The sequence below is a fragment of the Microbulbifer zhoushanensis genome, from assembly GCF_021729055.1.
GTDB lineage: Bacteria > Pseudomonadota > Gammaproteobacteria > Pseudomonadales > Cellvibrionaceae > Microbulbifer > Microbulbifer zhoushanensis.
Window position 1 is genome coordinate 150,061 of sequence record NZ_JAJSAO010000002.1, and the last position, 16,550, is coordinate 166,610.

General features: G+C 57.2%; 11 protein-coding genes and 1 tRNA gene. 8 read left to right on the top strand and 4 right to left on the bottom strand.

Going from position 1 to position 16,550, the window contains the following annotated elements; all coding sequences use genetic code 11:
* The first annotated feature begins 135 nt into the window (after nt 1-135).
* The 3 genes from mutY (at nt 136) to LVD10_RS04215 (ending at nt 1,925) form a co-directional block, all read left to right on the top strand.
* Nucleotides 136-1,245 carry an A/G-specific adenine glycosylase gene (gene mutY, locus LVD10_RS04205; protein ID WP_237062007.1) on the top strand — a complete coding sequence of 370 codons (1,110 nt, stop codon included), beginning with the start codon at nt 136-138 and terminating at the stop codon, nt 1,243-1,245.
* Nucleotides 1,246-1,387: 142 nt separating this feature from the next.
* Nucleotides 1,388-1,663 carry an oxidative damage protection protein gene (locus tag LVD10_RS04210; protein ID WP_232939975.1) on the top strand — a complete coding sequence of 92 codons (276 nt, stop codon included), beginning with the start codon at nt 1,388-1,390 and terminating at the stop codon, nt 1,661-1,663.
* Between the two features lie 186 nt (nt 1,664-1,849).
* Nucleotides 1,850-1,925, top strand: a tRNA-Phe gene (locus LVD10_RS04215).
* Between the two features lie 390 nt (nt 1,926-2,315).
* On the opposite strand, the gene LVD10_RS04220 is transcribed toward LVD10_RS04215, so the two are convergent.
* From LVD10_RS04220 to LVD10_RS04235, 4 genes are all read right to left on the bottom strand, one after another.
* The gene (locus LVD10_RS04220; protein ID WP_237062010.1) at nt 2,316-2,669 is read right to left on the bottom strand and encodes a hypothetical protein; all 354 of its coding nucleotides are present in this window, start codon (nt 2,667-2,669) and stop codon (nt 2,316-2,318) included.
* 48 nt (nt 2,670-2,717) lie between these two features.
* Nucleotides 2,718-3,719: a restriction endonuclease gene (locus LVD10_RS04225; RefSeq protein ID WP_237062011.1), complete on the bottom strand. Its 1,002-nt coding sequence runs from the start codon at nt 3,717-3,719 to the stop codon at nt 2,718-2,720.
* Nucleotides 3,716-9,244, bottom strand: coding sequence for a DUF4011 domain-containing anti-phage protein Hhe (gene hhe / locus LVD10_RS04230; RefSeq protein WP_237062012.1), 5,529 nt, complete (start codon nt 9,242-9,244; stop codon nt 3,716-3,718). Before hhe ends, LVD10_RS04225 begins: the two co-directional genes overlap by 4 nt.
* A gap of 123 nt (nt 9,245-9,367) precedes the next feature.
* Complete coding sequence (locus LVD10_RS04235; protein WP_237062013.1) at nt 9,368-9,811, bottom strand: DUF4145 domain-containing protein; 444 nt, start codon at nt 9,809-9,811, stop codon at nt 9,368-9,370.
* Nucleotides 9,812-10,172: 361 nt separating this feature from the next.
* On the opposite strand from LVD10_RS04235, the gene LVD10_RS04240 reads away from it, so the two are divergent.
* The 5 genes from LVD10_RS04240 to LVD10_RS04260 all read left to right on the top strand — a co-directional run bounded on the left by LVD10_RS04240 (nt 10,173) and on the right by LVD10_RS04260 (nt 16,161).
* Nucleotides 10,173-11,111: a DUF5655 domain-containing protein gene (locus LVD10_RS04240; RefSeq protein WP_237062015.1), complete on the top strand. Its 939-nt coding sequence runs from the start codon at nt 10,173-10,175 to the stop codon at nt 11,109-11,111.
* A gap of 144 nt (nt 11,112-11,255) precedes the next feature.
* Entirely contained in the window at nt 11,256-11,711 is a 456-nt protein-coding gene (locus LVD10_RS04245) for a hypothetical protein (protein ID WP_237062017.1), read from the top strand.
* A gap of 209 nt (nt 11,712-11,920) precedes the next feature.
* Nucleotides 11,921-12,355 (top strand): VOC family protein, encoded by a 435-nt coding sequence (locus LVD10_RS04250; RefSeq protein WP_237062018.1) that lies wholly within the window; start codon nt 11,921-11,923, stop codon nt 12,353-12,355.
* A 633-nt stretch (nt 12,356-12,988) separates the two neighbouring features.
* Nucleotides 12,989-13,624 (top strand): hypothetical protein, encoded by a 636-nt coding sequence (locus LVD10_RS04255; RefSeq protein ID WP_237062019.1) that lies wholly within the window; start codon nt 12,989-12,991, stop codon nt 13,622-13,624.
* Between the two features lie 377 nt (nt 13,625-14,001).
* On the top strand, nt 14,002-16,161 hold the full coding sequence (locus LVD10_RS04260) for a PKD domain-containing protein (RefSeq protein WP_237062021.1): 2,160 nt from the start codon (nt 14,002-14,004) through the stop codon (nt 16,159-16,161).
* Nucleotides 16,162-16,550 lie beyond the last annotated feature (389 nt).

Genomic DNA, 16,550 nt, shown 5'->3' on the forward strand with positions numbered 1-16,550 from the left:
CTTACACACCCCGTAGGAGCGGCCGCTGGCCGCGACCCACCACAGGCACAACCCCCAACCTCTGCCCCCAAGCCAACCCCCCGCCACCTCTGGTAAACTCCCCACACCCGCAGCAACCCCACACCACCACCCGCGATGTCCCCAACCCAATTCCACCAGGCCGTCCTCAAATGGTTCGACCGACACGGCCGCAAGGACCTGCCCTGGCAACAGGACATCAACCCCTACCGGGTGTGGGTATCGGAAATCATGCTGCAGCAGACCCAGGTCACCGCCGTCATCCCCTACTTCCAGCGCTTTATGGCCAGCTTCCCCACCCTGGCAGACCTGGCCAGCGCCTCCCAGGACCGGGTCCTGGCCCACTGGAGCGGCCTGGGCTACTACGCCCGCGCCCGCAACCTGCACAAGTGCGCGCAGACGGTGATGGAAGAACACGGCGGGGAATTCCCCCGGGACGTGGAGGCACTGGCCAGCCTGCCCGGCATCGGCCGCTCCACCGCCGGCGCCATCGCCAGCATCAGCATGGGCATCAACGCCCCCATCCTGGACGGCAACGTGAAACGGGTACTGGCCCGCTTCCACGCCGTGGACGGCTGGCCGGGCCAGACCAGAGTGGCAAAGGAACTCTGGGCCCTGGCCGAGGGCTACACCCCGGCAAAGCGCTGCAACGACTACACCCAGGCCATGATGGACTTGGGCGCCACCGTCTGTACCCGCAGCAAACCCAAATGCGACACCTGCCCCCTGGCCAGCGACTGCATCGCCCGCGCCCAGGGCAACCCGCAGGACTACCCGGGCAAGAAGCCGAAGAAAGAAAAGCCAGTGCGCCTCACCACCATGCTGCTGATCGAGCACGACGGCGACCTCTACCTGCAACAGCGCCCGCCCAGCGGCATCTGGGGCGGCCTGTGGGTACCGCCGCAGCTGGAGGGCGACGACGGCGGGGAGGCCAGCGCCCAGGAATGGCTGGCCGCGCGGGATATCGACCCCAGCCAGGTACAGCCGCTGCCCCCCATGCGCCACACCTTCACCCACTTCCACCTGGACATCAGCCCGGTATGGATCCAGCTGGCCAGCCGGAGTCAGCTGGAGGCCGGCCGGGTGACAGAGCCCGGCGGCGACTGGTATAAACTGCGCCAGCTCAACCGCCCCAGGGCGGCACAGGACCTGGGCCTGCCGGCCCCGATCGCCAAACTGGCCAAACAACTGGACGCCTTCCGCGCCCCCTTGTTAGAGCCTATGTAACGCGCCACAACGCCGTAGGAGCGGCCCATGGCCGCGATCAAACCAGATCGAGGCACTGACCCGTAAGAGCGGCCGCTGGCTGCGATAACCGACGGACGCCACGGCCACGGCAAAACCAAACAACCCAACCCCGGAGACCAACATGTCCAGAACCGTATTCTGTCGCAAATACCAACAGGAACTCGAAGGCCTGGACGCGCCCCCCATGCCCGGCCCCAAAGGCCAGGACATCTTCGAGAACGTCTCCAAAAAGGCCTGGCAGGAATGGCTGGCCCACCAGACCATGCTCATCAACGAAAAGCGCCTCAACATGATGGAACCCTCCACCCGCGCCTACCTGGCGGAGCAGATGCAGAAGTTCCTGAGCGGCGAAAGCTACGACGCCGCCGAAGGCTACGTCCCACCGGAAGAGCAGTAAGCGAATCAGCGGGGAGCAGCTAGACTGGAAGGCGGGCGCTCACACCCACCTACCGCCCCTCAGGCGGCCAAATAGTGAGCACTCGCTAACCGGAAAAACTATTGTGCAATCAAGGGGTTGACTCTCCCCGCCAGAGCGGGTTTAATACGCGCCTCGCGACGCAGGGGAAGCCCCGCAAACAGCGAAGCCCGGATAGCTCAGTCGGTAGAGCAGGGGATTGAAAATCCCCGTGTCGGTGGTTCGATTCCGCCTCCGGGCACCATAAAACAAAGCCCCGTCCTCACGGACGGGGCTTTTTTTATGCTTGGTGTCTGGCGGGGGATGAGAACCACCGATGTGGTTCGACCAGACGCGACAGCGTCTAGCAACGAGCGCCCAGCGCGAAGCCCGCGAGGGTCGTAACAGCCCTTAGACTGTTACGATTCTTCCGGCTCCAGAGACCGGATGGGACCCACCGCGGTTCGACAAATTGCGCGGGCAATTTGAAACGAGCGCAACGTGCGAAGCCCGGAGGGTCATAACAGCCCATAGGCTGTTCCGATTCTTCCGCCACACCACTGCACTCACGGCCCTCTAGGGGCTATTATGTGGAGGAAGCTCTAGAGCTTTTAGCAAAAATGCTTCGATACGACAGAATACCATTTTTGATCCTCTAATAACGAAAACTCCAACTGATAGCTGAATCGATACCATATTCGGCGAGCTTAGTTTTTGCCGCCTCGAAACCAACCGCCTTACCTTCATGAAGCTCAGCAATATTCAGCCCCTCTGGAGTCAAAAAGCATAGAAATTTATTAAGCTCTTTGATTCTTAATTTTTCATTCCTGAAACGCTTACTATCCGAATAAAAATCAAATTGATCTGGCACAGACGTAATTTCGAAATGCACAGAACTATCGAGATCCAGGCATGACGAATCGACCTTACCGCTGACCGAGGCGTAAGCATTGAAATATGCCTGGCTCACCCGAAAGGCGACTTCAGAAATTTTTACTCTATCCATCACTTAATCAGTACTCCGTCCATACGACTAAGGCATCTATAGAAACTACCTCTATTCTGCTGGCCAATAAAGACGGATCATGGGCATTAAAGCCCTTCCTTCAAGATCGAAATTCTCATAATGAGCCACCACAAGATCGGCCAAGTCATCCATGTCAACTAATGTCACCGGCATGGTCGCGCGCTCAGCTTCGTAACGCGCATCCTTAGTGAAACCACCGGTACTGAGGTAAAGACCGGTGTCACCTTCACGGAGCGCACCGAGAAAACTTCGAAGCTGCTGAGCACCCATGCTTCCTTCACGATGCTTTACTTCGACTTTGATCCGCGGCTGAGTAAGTCCTAAGCCATCAGGGGAGGCCAGCACGTCGACACCACGGTCTGGTCCCTTGGGTGAAACCTTGGTCTTGTAGCCCATGGCTCGAAGCACGGCCGCAGCCATTTCCTCCATCTCCTCCGGTCCAAGCGACTGTAACTTGTCTTTGATTAGTTCGTGACTCTGTGAAACAACTTGGTCTTTCAGGTCAACTACTTCATCACCAGCACCCTCAGATGCCGCAGGCTCTGGCGGGCGGCCAGACAGTGCCCCCTCAAGCTCGTTAATCACTTCCTGATTGAGTGAGAAGAGCGTGAGAGTGGAACCGAGGGAGTTTTTGGTCTTGGTGCTGAGCAGATCTCGTGACACTTCACCACGCCAATGAACCCGGTGGACTTGAGCAAAGCCTTCTTCACCTTCATCGGGTGGACAATACTCGTACTCTGACCTCACAGTGCCAATGAGATACTTGCGGGTCTCAGAGCTGTAGGTGATCGCCACGTTACCTTCACGAACTTCGTCCCGAAATTTTCGGAGCATGGCAACGGCGTTATTGGTTTGACTGGGCTTGGCGTTCCCATATTCCGCAATATAGGCCTCACGCAGAGCATCGATATTCGCATACTGAGTGAGATCACCCAGAGCATTCCAACCTATGGCTACTTTGCCTTCAGCAAACTCTTCAAAATACTTACCGCCACGCCCCGCACGGACCATCCAGCCATTGATATCACTCATACTTGATCCAGCTCCTCTAGCTCATATCCATTGATTAGGGCAAAGACCGCATTTAGGAAACGCCTCCCTTCTTCCGGTTCTGTCCCTTCACGTAAATATCCAGGAATTACCTCCAGGAATTCAGACTTGCTTGTTGGCTCAAACTCCAGAAACGCCTCGAGCATTGCCGGGCGGAGCAGACGGCGTTCCTCAGGTGTATCTGGCAGATCCGCCCTGATCATCTCACGATCAAGCTTGAGCAACGCCTCTCGTAGATCAATCTCTTCCTCTAACGCACCATCCAAAACAAGTTCAGCTTGCACAGACTCTGACGAGTTTGACCTTTCGGGTAACGAATCGTCGAAGAGTCCAGGCTGTTCATCCTCAAGCTGCCGAACGTCAGCACCTTTCTCTTCTTCTACGTGCGGAGCGGTAGCGGGCTCACTTTTCAGCTCATGCAGCTCACGTACGATTGGCTGCAATTCGCCATGCGGATTTTTGAACCAATCTGTCGACCAGATTCGGCGAATTTTCCAACCAAGTCGTTCGAGAATGCTTTGCCGTAAGCGGTCCCTGTCCCTGGCCGACTTAGCTGAATGGTAAGTGGCGCCATCACATTCTATGCCCATAAGGTACTTGCCGGGATTGCCCGGATCGAGTACGCCAATGTCAATAAAGAATCCATCCACACCGACTTGCGGGACACACTCAAAGCCTTCGTCCCGCAGCATATTCATTACAGCCACTTCGAAGTCACTGTCAGGCCCTCGACCGGATATTTCTTCGGTAGGTACGAGCATGCCGCGCTCGCAATAGCGGAGAAACTCCTTCAGAGACTTCACACCACGCCTTGATCCGGATCCGACGACGACGTCATCAGAATCCAAGGAACTGAAGATCTGCATCCGCTTACGAGAGCGTGTGAAGAGTACATTCAGCCGGCGCCAGCCCGTATCGGAGTTGATCGGTCCAAATCGCTGATGTGGCCTCGCCCCTGGTTCCGCTGGGCCGTAGGTCATTGAGATCAGGATGACATCGCGCTCATCACCCTGGACATTTTCCAGGTTTTTGACGAACAGACCTTCCTCACCAGCTTGATTCGCAGCAAGTTTTTCGCCGAAATGCGCGTCTTCTTTGGCCAGTGTTTCTAGGGAATCCTCGATTAGGCGTTTCTGCTCGGCATTCATTGCAACAATGCCGATAGTTTCATTGGCGCAAGACAATAAGTGCCGACGAACAGCGGCAGTGATTGCTTGGGCTTCCTTGATATTCTTGCGCCCTACAAAACACCCACCTTTAATCCGCTGATATTGGATTCCGTACTGTGGCGACTCTTTATGAGGCGAGGGGAAGAGCACTAAGTTGCTCTCGTAAAAAGACGCATTTGAAAAAGCAATAAGGCTCTCGTGCTGCGAGCGATAATGCCAGCGCAGGCGGCGCGCAGGGAACATCGGTAAGGTCGCATCAAGAATACTCTCAGATTCCTCCAGGCCAGTTGGATCCTCAGCGTCGTCATCGACAAGCTTATCGAAGAAGCTGGTGGGGGGAAGCTGCTTTGGGTCACCCACGACCACCAGCTGCGCGCCCCGGGCAACCGCACCCAAAGCATCCTGTGGACGAATCTGCGAAGCTTCATCCATTACGATCAAGTCGAAGGATACTTCGCCAGGCTCAAGATACTGGGACACCGACATAGGGCCCATCATAAAGCAGGGTTTCAATGCGCTGAGGGCGCCACTGGCACGGCGCACCAGCTGGCGAATCGGGATATGTCGGGTCTTCTTGCTGATCTCACGCTCGAGAAGTACTCTTTCTGTCCGATCACTGGCGCGACCATCTTGGCCCGCAGGCACCTTGACGCGGTCGATTTTCCAAGCCAGCTGCTCTCGCTGTAAATCCAGCAGCTTTTTGTCGCACTCCCTGAACTGCTGTTGCAGCGCGGCCTGTGAATGGCCGGAAAAGCGGGCTAGTTCAGGATCTAATGAAAGGGCAGCTTTTGCCAAGGCTTGATAAACACCAGCTTTCAGCGCAAGGTCAAGCTGATCGATGGATAGCTCACCATCGATTACCGATTTCGCCAACGCTTCCAGACCACTGGCCGCCATCAGCTCACTCTCTCGAATAAAGCTGAGCCAACTGTCGATCCACTCCGGCTGACGCAATGCGACGTCGTTCTTGGCGATCAACCCGTCGAAAGCATTGCCGAAGTGAGATGTCCACTGTTTGAGGTTGAGGCTCACTAAGCGATCAAATGCGCTCTTTGTATTCTCATATACCTCTAGGGCAGCGTTGCCATGCTGTTGAAATTGCGCGAGTAGGTCGAAGGACTCTGCGCGCGGATTGCTGTAGATAAACTCTCGCACCCCGCTACTGGGGATAGCGGTAGCTATTTGAGCCGACAGCCTCAAAGTAGTCTCAAGCCTTCTCAGACTCTGTTGCGCATTAACTTCGCGGCCGATGGCCAGTTCAAAAGCGCCACCAAAATAGCGTTGATCGAGATCCAGTTGCTGCCAAGTTTGTACTTTGCTATGTAGCGTTGAAATCGACTGCAGGAGGTCTTGCAGCGCTTTTATCGTCAGATTTCCATCAGCGGCTCCGGAGCCGCAATCTCGCAAGGCAGCTTCTGTTTTTTCCTGCAAATCGCGATAAATACTATTCGCACCGCGCAACGTAATATTTTCCTTGTGCAGGCGCGCTGCGGGTTTGTATAAGGTTCTTAACCAGTCAATATCCGTCTTGATCCTGGTAATCTGCTCCGGCACCTTTTTACGGGCTAGCTCGCGTATCGCCTTCATAGTGCCACTCGTCATAGCGAGAATGGCGTCGCCGACAGCGGCCTGCGGTCCAAAGCCGATACCGTACACATCACGCACGTGCTTGTACCACTTGCGCAAGGCAATCAGGGCCTCGTCGTCGGTATCCAGACCCTCAAAACGTGCCCTTAACCTGTGCTGATACTTTTTGTTCTGCTCCAACTGCATTAGTCGGTCGCGAAAAGTCGCGAGTTCTTCGAGCTTTGCAGCGGCAATATTTATGCTGCTAGAGCTGTGTATAAAGAACGCCTTGACTGTTTTACGAGCCGTGCGCCACTCACCACTAAACCAGCGGAATAGTCCACCGGACTGCAAAGTGCACTGGAGCTTGCGAAGCTCTTCCGCACCCGGTGCTTGTTCGATCTGGTATAGCTTCTCGAGGCCCGCTCTCTGTGCACGCAGTTCCTTCAGCTCACTCGCAAGCGCTGGCAGCAGCTGATCCAAGTCTTCTTCTTCAAACAGATCATCTCTCTGGCTGCTATAGGTACTGTCGAGTGCCGCGACCAGCTCAATAGCCTGCTTGAGCTGCACAAGGCCATCGGGAGTATTCACTTCCCAGCTTGCGGCGCCACTACCCAACGCGGATTTCACTTGCCCCAGAGGCTCTTCCATCCAGCCGAGCGTCTCTTCCGCTGTCGCCATGCGCTGGAGGCCATCGCGCAATTGGTGTAGCGGTACGTCCTCGACAACCAACTCCCCAAGTGCTTTGCCACCTTTGTGGGCCTTATCCGCCAGCGCCGGATCATCCAGCAACTCTGCTGGAACTACTTTCGATAGCTCTGCGAAATTACGCTGTATCGCACTGGTTAGCTCAAAATATTCCCGAGTCGCCTTGTACAATTCGCCGCGGAGCTTTGGTAAGGGCTCGAGTACCTCATCTCCGCTGAGCTCCGGCAACGCGTCTATAGCCGTGAGTAGCTCGCGCGTATCCTCAGGGCTTTCAGCGAGTTCAGCCATATCACAGCCAAACTGAGCAGCGTAGTCTGCTAGCAGCTGTTGCAGGTCTTGGATGGATTGCTGCCAATCGCCCAACGACTGTTGCACCGCGGGATATTCGAAGGCTTGCAGGCTGGTGTTGTTGATGCCGCACCAGGGATGTTGCTCAAGCGTTGCATCTTCACCCAGTTGATTCGCTATTGCGTGATATACGTTGCGATATTTGCTGGTCAGATTGAGCTGTTGGCGTTGCTCTAGCGCTGTATAGCTCGCCGCATTGAAGTCTTTCGGGCGGTAGGCCTCGGCATCCTGGCCTAATTCCGTTCGATAGCGTGTGGCGGCAGTAAAGATCTCATGCAGACTCTTGCCCGTCTGTTGCCAAGGCTTGTTTACTTTTTCGGCGTAACTGGACAGCGCGACTTTCAATTGCTCATAGTGCTGGATTTCCAGCTCGATATCCTTGGGAGCCCGGAAGCGCCGGTGCTTTTGCAGGCGGCGGCTTATATCGTCGAGCAGTTTGCGCTTCTGGGTTTTGTGACTGTGCAGCTCGAGGACAAAGTCACCGAGTCCCGCCGCATCGAGGCGGCTGCGTACCACTTCCAGCGCGGCCAGCTTTTCCGCCACGAACAGCACCTTCTTGCCTTGCCCCATGGCGGCGGCGATCAAGTTGGTAATGGTTTGCGATTTGCCAGTGCCCGGTGGCCCCTCAATCACCAAGTTTTTACCATCGATCGCATCGACCAACGCGCTGTGCTGGGAGCTATCCGCCTCACTGATCAGCGGATAGTTGTCATGGACATTGGCCAGCTCGTCGATCGGGTGTTCTTCTTCAAAGCCAAACTCACTGTCGCGCTCCTGCTCGGATTGCTGCAGCCCCGACAGGAAACGGGAGACGAGGGCATGATCGAGGAGAGAGGCATCTTCCGGCCAGCGATCGGGATCCAGATCGAGATACATCAGCAATTTGCTGAAGTTGAGCAGCGCCAGGGAGATGTAGCGCCGCACACGCCAGCGGGGCTGAGTCTCGTCGATCAGCTCCTGCACGCGCGCGAAGTAATCTTCCGGTGTCGTCGTTTCATCCAGCTCCGGCAGTGCTAGTCCGAAGTCCTGCCGCAGCTTCTCCCGCAGCGACAGGTTGGGAATCAAGTCCTCACCGGAATAGGTCAAAGTATATTCGTAGGTGCCGGCCTGGCGATTGAGCGTGCCCTTGCGCAGTTTTACCGGCACCAAAAATAGGGGCGCCGGGCGCACCGCATCGCTGTCATTGGATTCATACCAGTCGAGGAAGCCGCACGCCAGATACAGGATATTGGTGCCCATTTCCTGAATGGCGGATTCGGCGCTTTGCAACAAGGTCTTGAGGCGCGCCTCCATCTCATAGGGATAAAACAGCGTCTGGATGGCATCGTCGGTATGCTTGTCGGGCGCAGCCGTTTCCTCAGAGCCGGGGAACGGCATCTCGTAACTGGTGGATAATCCCAGATGCTTGGCCCACTCTTCCGCGGTCGGGCTCTTACGCAGCTCCTCTAGCTTGCGCGTTTCCTCATCCCAGCGCAGATAGCCGGCATCTATCAGTTCCCGCTCTTTGGGTTCCGGCACCGCCTGAAAGCGCAGCTCCTTGCCATCCAGCAATTGGCTCACCAGCTGATCGGGCAATTCGTCGATAACGCGCAGGCTGCCACCCTTAGTGTGGCGGAAGTTGATCAAGCGGTTTCTGGCCGTGAGATCCAGCAGGCGCGTGCGCAAGTTCTCTAGCGCCTGTAGGGCTTTCTGATCTTCGGTGGAGGAGACCGTCATATTCAAACCTAACTCGATGCGCGGCTTGCCTGGAAGCAAGCGTTCTTATAGTTATTGCGAATCTCGCAGTTACAGTGATTAAGCCAAATAACAACTGGACTCAACCACTAGGATAAGTAGTATTCAGACTACTGCCGCCTTCTTAATGCGCGGTTTGCTTGTGGCTTTCTTCGCGGCCTCAGCGAACGTGGCTGCAGCTTCACGTTCTTTTTGGATACTGGCCATCAGTTCGCTAGCGGGTTCATCGTTTGGATCCTTGGATATGAACTCGTGATTGACTTCGTTACCGACCACACGGATGGCATGGCAGGTTTCTACCTCTTCCCTGTCGAGCTCAACTTCATCGCGAATTTTGCGCAATAACTCATGCTGGCTAGTACGCTCCTCCAGCTGGATACCCAGGCTGCTGGCGATATCTTGTGCAGTTGCTTCGCCTAGTTGGCGCAGTTTGAGAAGGGTGGTGTTTGGATCGGCTATAAATGCCTGCTCTGCAGTCGTGGCAAGCTGGAGCAACAGCGATTCGTGCTGTTTCAGGAAGCTGAAGTTGGGTGATTGTTTTTTATTCATATCGAGAACGACTGACCACATCCCCAAAGTCAGTCCGCAGTCCCCCATCCCCGTAGATTCTTATTCTGCCCTGGTATCTACAAACCCATCAGAACCAGTAAATGTCCCTTCTAATCCTAGAAGTTGACCAACGCCACATGGTACTTAGGGCGGCAACTGGGAGCAATAACGTGACATAGTTCTCATCAAAATAATTTGTACATCTTGATCATAAATCAACCAACCCCTCTTTGCAGACAGTTTTAGAAGGCTGGCTGGTTAAGCATTAAGCTAACTATTTGCGCTACCTATGAACAAGGGCCGTAGCAGTCACAGCTATCGGTTGATAAATTAGCGAGTGACTCTTGGGATTGATGGGGCTATGAGCGATATCAAACTATTTGCACTTCAAAGTGACGCTGTTATCGAACTGCCAGGTTCAGCGGCACCACTAGAACGGGATCTTCAGGAAAAGATCGAAGCCCACATGCTCGCGTTCCTCGGTGTTCACTTCTTAGCCAGTGAATACAGTACCGGCAAGACACACAAAGGCCGCATTGATTCCCTGGGCCTCGACGAAAATGGCTGCCCAGTCATCATCGAATATAAGCGTAACAAGAACGAGAACGTGATCAACCAGGGACTCTTCTATCTCGATTGGCTACTGGATCACCAAGCAGAGTTCAAATGGCTGGTGATGGAGAAGCTTGGAAAAGATAACGCTGAAAATATTGAGTGGTCCGGAACGCGCTTGATTTGCATCGCATCCGATTTTAATCGATTCGATGAACACGCAGTACAGCAAATAAACCGTAATATCGAGCTGATGCGCTATCGGTACTTTGGTAACGAACTGTTGCTCTTAGAGCTTGTGAATGCCCACAGTGCGAACCAGGTGATTGCGAGCACGACACCTGCCGCGGTCACGACAACGGAGCCAAGTACGAAGCACCGTGGTCCAGACAAGGGGCAGGCCGAAAGATTGGCAGATGCTCCTGATTCGCTGATAAAACTCTATGAAGAAATCTGTCAATTTGCCGAACAGCTTGGTGATGAGGTTCAGCGGAAGGAGGTGAAGCTTTATACGGCATTCAAGAGAATCAAAAATTTCGCTTCTGTGCTGGTAGTGCACGGTAATAGTGACCCGCGATTGGTAATTTACCTCAAGCTTCCCGGTGAGCAAGCGGATGAATATCCGAATGCCCGAAACGTAACCAATATCGGTCACTGGGCTACCGGTGACTTTGAGTTGGTTGTCAGGGAACCAGCGGAATTAGAGCTTGCCAAAGAGCTGATTGCTAGAAGTTACGAACGCAGCTAACAGCGGCCATTCAGCTCTAATTAAGGTTGAATTCCGTAACCTCCGCCACAAGCTTCATTCGTATGGCAGCTGTGGCATTGCACTGAGCTGTAATTACGAATAGTTATAAAATTTTACGTTCCTCCAACCATAAGGAGCCTGACTATGAAGAAGGCACTCCCCTACCTGGTAACAAGTCTGGTTCTCTCTGCCCCGGCCCTGGCCCAGCAGCCCGAGGCTGCCGGCAAGGAGATGAAGGAAACCAAGATCCCCGCAGAAGCCCAGGCCCGCATGGACGAGAAGCGCGCCATGGCTGAAGAGAAGCAGATGATGGCGGAGCAGAAGCGTCTGCAGGCCAAGGAGAAGGCCGCGGTCTCAGAGGAGAAGCGTCTGACCGCCGAGGAGAAGAAGGCCATGGCGGAGCACAAGCGCATGATGGCCGAAAAGAAGGCTGACATGGCACACGAAGGGCACATGGAGGACGCCAAGGACAACAAGGGCATGGCCAAGCAGGCCGCGAAGAAGGCCGAGCAGGAGCGCAAGGAGCTGGGCAAGGGCTCCGAGCAGGGCCAGGCCGCCCGTGAGGAGAACAGCAAGAAGTGGTGGCAGTTCTGGAAGTAAGCGCTGCCTGATTCCCGGGGTCGCCATTGTGGCGGCCCCTGGCCTTATCCGGGAGCGATGGCCACCCCCAGGGCCCGCTCCCTTTCCCCTCCCTCCCTTTCACTTCCCTCTCTCTACCTCCCCCCCCCGTTTCTGCCCCTTCCGCCGCTTTTCCTTCCCCTGGCTCTCCGTGCATACTCCCTTCACGCTGTTATTGCTGAGGATGCACCATGCAACTGACTCCCTTTCACCTGGCCATCCAGGTCCGCGATATTCCCGAGGCGCGGGATTTCTATGGCACCAAGATGGGCTTTGCCGAGGGCCGCAGCTCCGATGAGTGGGTGGACTGGAACTTCTTCGGGCACCAGCTTGTGACCCACCTGAATCCGGCCATTGGCCGCGACGGCCAGGTGCCGGCCATTGCCAACCATGTGGACGGCCACGGGGTGCCGGTGCCGCACTTTGGCGTGGTGCTGCCGTTTGACCAGTGGCAGGCGTTTGCCGAGCGGGCGCGGGGGTTTGTGCAGGAATTTGTGATTGAGCCCTATATCCGCTTTGCCGGGCAGCCCGGGGAGCAGGGCACCATGTTCTTTATGGACCCCAGTGGCAATGCGCTGGAGTTCAAGGGCTTCCGGGATATTGAGGCGGAGCTGTTTGCCAAGTGACTTGCCTGCTGGCAATTACCTGGTCGCTCGCAGGCCGCGCCTTCAGTCCCCAATAGGCCTTTGACCTTATGGTGTTCCGGGGTGCCGGCCTGCGTTGGTGCCCCGGCCCAGCGACAGGACGACGCGGGGGCCGACCCGTCGTCCCTGCACCCACGCTCGCTCTATATTAACTGTCATAAATTAACTGCCCCCACCTACCTTAATTTTTCAGCCGACATCACTTTCTTCGCTTCTGCTTCATCGCCTGTAACTGGTACGCCCAGAGGGAAATTGAACGCCAATGGGCGGAATTTAGCCCTATTGGGCTATTTACGGTTTGTGCGCCAGTCGGCACTTTGTAGGTGTTCACCGTAACCGTGAGCAGACAGGAGGTGTACGGGACAGGGAAGTTCACATTTAAGGTAATGGATTGCCTTCACTCAGGGTGACGCTGTGCTTTGGCCGGCTAGCCTCTGTTCATTGTTGCAGCGTTGCAGCTCGCTTGTCCGGCCCATTTACTCTTCACTTCGGGCTTGCCCCTCCCGCCTGGAAAACTCCGCCTGTGCAGTGCCTGCTTTTTCGGCCCCTAGCCGAGAGCAATGGCCAAAAGCGGAGTTCTAAATACGCTTACTAATAAAGTTTGGGGAAACAAGTATGACCTTGAAGGGTATCAATTCTGTATTGTTGTCGGCGGTAATCCTTTTCAGTGGCGCGGCGGCCGCGCAGCCGCCTGCCGAGCCCGGTCCCGCCGCGGGCGGTGGCGGGCAGCTGGCCGAACTGTACGACGCTATCGAGGCGCTCTCTGCACGGGTGGCAGAGCTGGAGGCCGAGGCCGGTGTCAACATGAGTCTCGCCGACCTTATGTCCGGCAGCACCTATCGCATGTACTGGAAAGACAGCGAGGTGGGCGCGGGCTGGACCACTGTCGGCATGGGTACTGGGCAGGTTGTGCTGAATTCCGACGGCACCTTCGCCTATCCGCAATACCTGAAGGCAAAGCAGAACAACGGCACAGAGCTGAACGAAACCTGGTCCTACGATACCTGGGGCGACCTGTCGGTGCTGGGGGAATGGGTTGTCGACGAGGCCAGCTCTTCACTGGAGCTGCAGTTCTATGGCGATGACGGTGTCTATACCCCGGGTGAGGATATGCGCTACTGGTACCAGGTATCCCACGACGGCACAGTGCTGATGTCTTGGGTGCTGGATGACAATCTCGATGCCGGTTACTTCTTTACCGAGTATGTGGCCGGCCTGCGCGTGCATGACAGCGCTTCGCTGCACCAGTAAGCATATCGGCACATGAAGTAGTGTGAGCTGAAAGGCGCACTGCTGCCCCCCGAAGCCTCAACTTCATGGGTGGGGCTTTTTATTGTACTTGTGGTCTGGCCGCTGTCGGTTCGGATTCGGCACCTTGTTTCTTTTTGCGGTACAGCGGTTCTTTTCCTGTTTCCCGTCCCGGTTCTAACTGCGTCACATTCACTGGCACGCAGATCAACTTTTTAACTTTTGTCTATCTCAACTTCTTCCGCGTCGCCGCGCATATGATCCGCCCCGGCGATTTGGGCAGTGCTTCAACAGCCCGCCGCTGTGCGGGTTGCTAACTTGGTGCGCGCACCGCACCAATTGGAGGCGGTGCTTTGAAAATAAAATCGAGGAAATCGAGTATGCACAGCGATAAGAGAAATAAATGCGTGCTGTTCGGCGCGGCGATGCTGGCATCGTCCCTGGCCTTCGGGCAGCAATGCCAGAGTCCCACTCCCGTATGGGAAGACAATTTCGACGGTACCGCCCTGGACACCACCAAGTGGGAGCCGATGATCGGCGACGGCTGCACCTACGGGATCTGCGGCTGGGGCAACAACGAGTTGCAGTATTACCAGGCCGAGAATGCCGTGGTGGAAAACGGCATCCTGACCATTACCGCACGCAAGGAGCGGGTAAAGAGCAAGGGCTATACCTCCGCGCGCCTGCGTACCGCCAACATGCCCAACGGTGGCGAGTGGACCAACGGCCGCTTCGAGGCGCGCATCAAGCTGCCGGACGGCGCCGGCATGTGGCCCGCCTTCTGGATGCTGCCCACCGACCCGGACGTGGGCTGGCCCACCAGCGGCGAGATCGACATCATGGAGTCCACCGGCCAGGCGGACGAGTATGTGTCCGGCACCCTGCACTACGGCCAGCCCTACCCGGACAATTCCTTTACCGGCAACCGGCTGCTGACCCAGCCCGAGCCCTGGTCGGCCGACTTCCACACCTATGCGCTGGAGTGGGAGCCGAACGAGATGCGCTGGTATGTGGATGACCAGCTGTACGCCACCCTCACGCCCCAGGACCTGACGGATTCCTCCTACTGGACCTTCGAGAACTACCAGTACCATTTCCTGCTGAATATGGCCGTGGGCGGCAACCTGGGCGGCCCGGTGGATGACTCCGCCCTGCCGCAGACCATGCAGGTGGATTACGTGCGCGTGTATGACCAGGGCCAGCCGGCCATCACCGGCGACCGCATCGTGGAGAACGGCTCCACCACCACCTATTCCGTGGCCGGTACCGTGGGCGGCAACCCGGGCTTCAGCTGGAGCCTGCCTGCCGATGCCACGCTGGTCTCCGGTGCCGGCAGTGACACCATCACCGTGCAGTGGGGCAGCAACGGCGGCGACGTGGCGGTAAGCGTGAGCGACAGCTGCGGCAGCGCCGACCTGAGCCTGCCGGTGTACGTGGCGCCGAAGCTGGTACAGGAGCAGGTGCTGGATGACTTCGAGGCGAACCGCCAGCTGGCCTATACCACCGCCGACGGCACCTTCGTGCAGGACGCGGCCAACCCGGCCCCGGACGCCACCAACGGCTCCGCCACCGTGGCCATGTACACCCGCGATGCCGCGGCGCAGTACGATGTGATCATCGCCGACACCAACGCCATCCCGGATGCGGACCCGTTCCTGGCCGGCAACAAGGCGTTCTATATGGACGTGTTCACCAGCGCTGCCCCGGGCACGCAGATCCTGGTGCAGCTGGAGGACAGCTCCACGGCCACCGCCACCAACTACCCCACCGGGCGCCATTCCAAGTACGCCGCCTACGTGGGCGAGGGCAGCGGCTGGCAGCGGCTGAAGTTCGAGCTGGACGACCGCATCGACGGCGGCACGCCGGCAAACGCGGTGGACAGCCTGGTGATCCTGTTCGACCCCAACACCTTCAATGGCGACACCTACTACTGGGACAACTTCGATATCTACGGCCTGGACGGCAGCAGCAACCAGGCACCCGTTGCCAGCGGCAGCGGCAACTGTGACGGGCTGGGCTGCAGCTTCGACGGCAGCGCCAGCACCGATGCGGACGGTTCCATCGCCAGCTACGCCTGGGACTTCGGTGACGGCAGCAACGGCAGCGGTGTAACGCCCTCCCATACCTATGCCGTGAGCGGTACCTACACCGTCACCCTGACCGTCACCGACGACCAGGGCGCCACCGCCCAGGACAGCTTCGATGTCACCGCCAGCGACGTTGCCGCGGCCACCACCATGTATGTCTCCAGCGTGGTGACCGGCACCCAGTCTGCAGGCCGCGGCCAGAAGTACGCCACCGCCACCGTGACGGTGCTGGACGACCTGGGCCGCGGCGTGGGCGGCGTGACGGTGACCGGCAACTTCAGCGGCACCATCACCGAGACCGGCGCCACCGCCACCACCGATGCCAGCGGCATTGCGACGGTGGTGAGTTCCGGCACCGCCGGCGGCAATGTACAGGTGGGCTTCTGCGTGAGTGACCTGGCCGGCGGCAACCTGAGCCACGACACCAGCGCCAGTGCGGGGCTGTGCCAGTAACGGCTGGTTGATACGGGCGGGCCCTGTATCCGCCCGTGTAAAAAAATAAAATTTGGTACCACAGGATGTGCCTGTGTGGGCCCTGTCTCCGGTGCTGCCGGGGCAGGGCTTTTTTTTGGCTCTGCTCCAGTGGGGTATCGCGGCCATGGGCCGCTCCCACGGTGTGCGCGCGGTATTGTAGGGGCGGATCTTGTATCCGCCCTTGGTGCTTGCGGTTAGCAGGGCGCACACAAGGTGCGCCCCTACGAACAGCCACCAGAGATTAATCCCATTATCGCGGCCAGCGGCCGCTCCTACGGCGTGTTGCGGTTCTGTAGGGGCGGATCTTGTATCCGCCCTTGGTGCTTGCGGTTAGCAGGGCGCACACAAGGTGCGCCCCTACGAACAGC

What these genes read in the sequence shown, in the direction of transcription:
- mutY (WP_237062007.1), top strand. Translation starts at nt 136, where the DNA reads ATGTCCCCAACCCAATTCCACCAGGCCGTCCTCAAATGGTTCGACCGA.
- LVD10_RS04210 (WP_232939975.1), top strand. Translation starts at nt 1,388, where the DNA reads ATGTCCAGAACCGTATTCTGTCGCAAATACCAACAGGAACTCGAAGGC.
- LVD10_RS04225 (WP_237062011.1), bottom strand. Translation starts at nt 3,719, where the DNA reads ATGAGTGATATCAATGGCTGGATGGTCCGTGCGGGGCGTGGCGGTAAG.
- hhe (WP_237062012.1), bottom strand. Translation starts at nt 9,244, where the DNA reads ATGACGGTCTCCTCCACCGAAGATCAGAAAGCCCTACAGGCGCTAGAG.
- LVD10_RS04235 (WP_237062013.1), bottom strand. Translation starts at nt 9,811, where the DNA reads ATGAATAAAAAACAATCACCCAACTTCAGCTTCCTGAAACAGCACGAA.
- LVD10_RS04240 (WP_237062015.1), top strand. Translation starts at nt 10,173, where the DNA reads ATGAGCGATATCAAACTATTTGCACTTCAAAGTGACGCTGTTATCGAA.
- LVD10_RS04245 (WP_237062017.1), top strand. Translation starts at nt 11,256, where the DNA reads ATGAAGAAGGCACTCCCCTACCTGGTAACAAGTCTGGTTCTCTCTGCC.
- LVD10_RS04250 (WP_237062018.1), top strand. Translation starts at nt 11,921, where the DNA reads ATGCAACTGACTCCCTTTCACCTGGCCATCCAGGTCCGCGATATTCCC.
- LVD10_RS04255 (WP_237062019.1), top strand. Translation starts at nt 12,989, where the DNA reads ATGACCTTGAAGGGTATCAATTCTGTATTGTTGTCGGCGGTAATCCTT.
- LVD10_RS04260 (WP_237062021.1), top strand. Translation starts at nt 14,002, where the DNA reads ATGCACAGCGATAAGAGAAATAAATGCGTGCTGTTCGGCGCGGCGATG.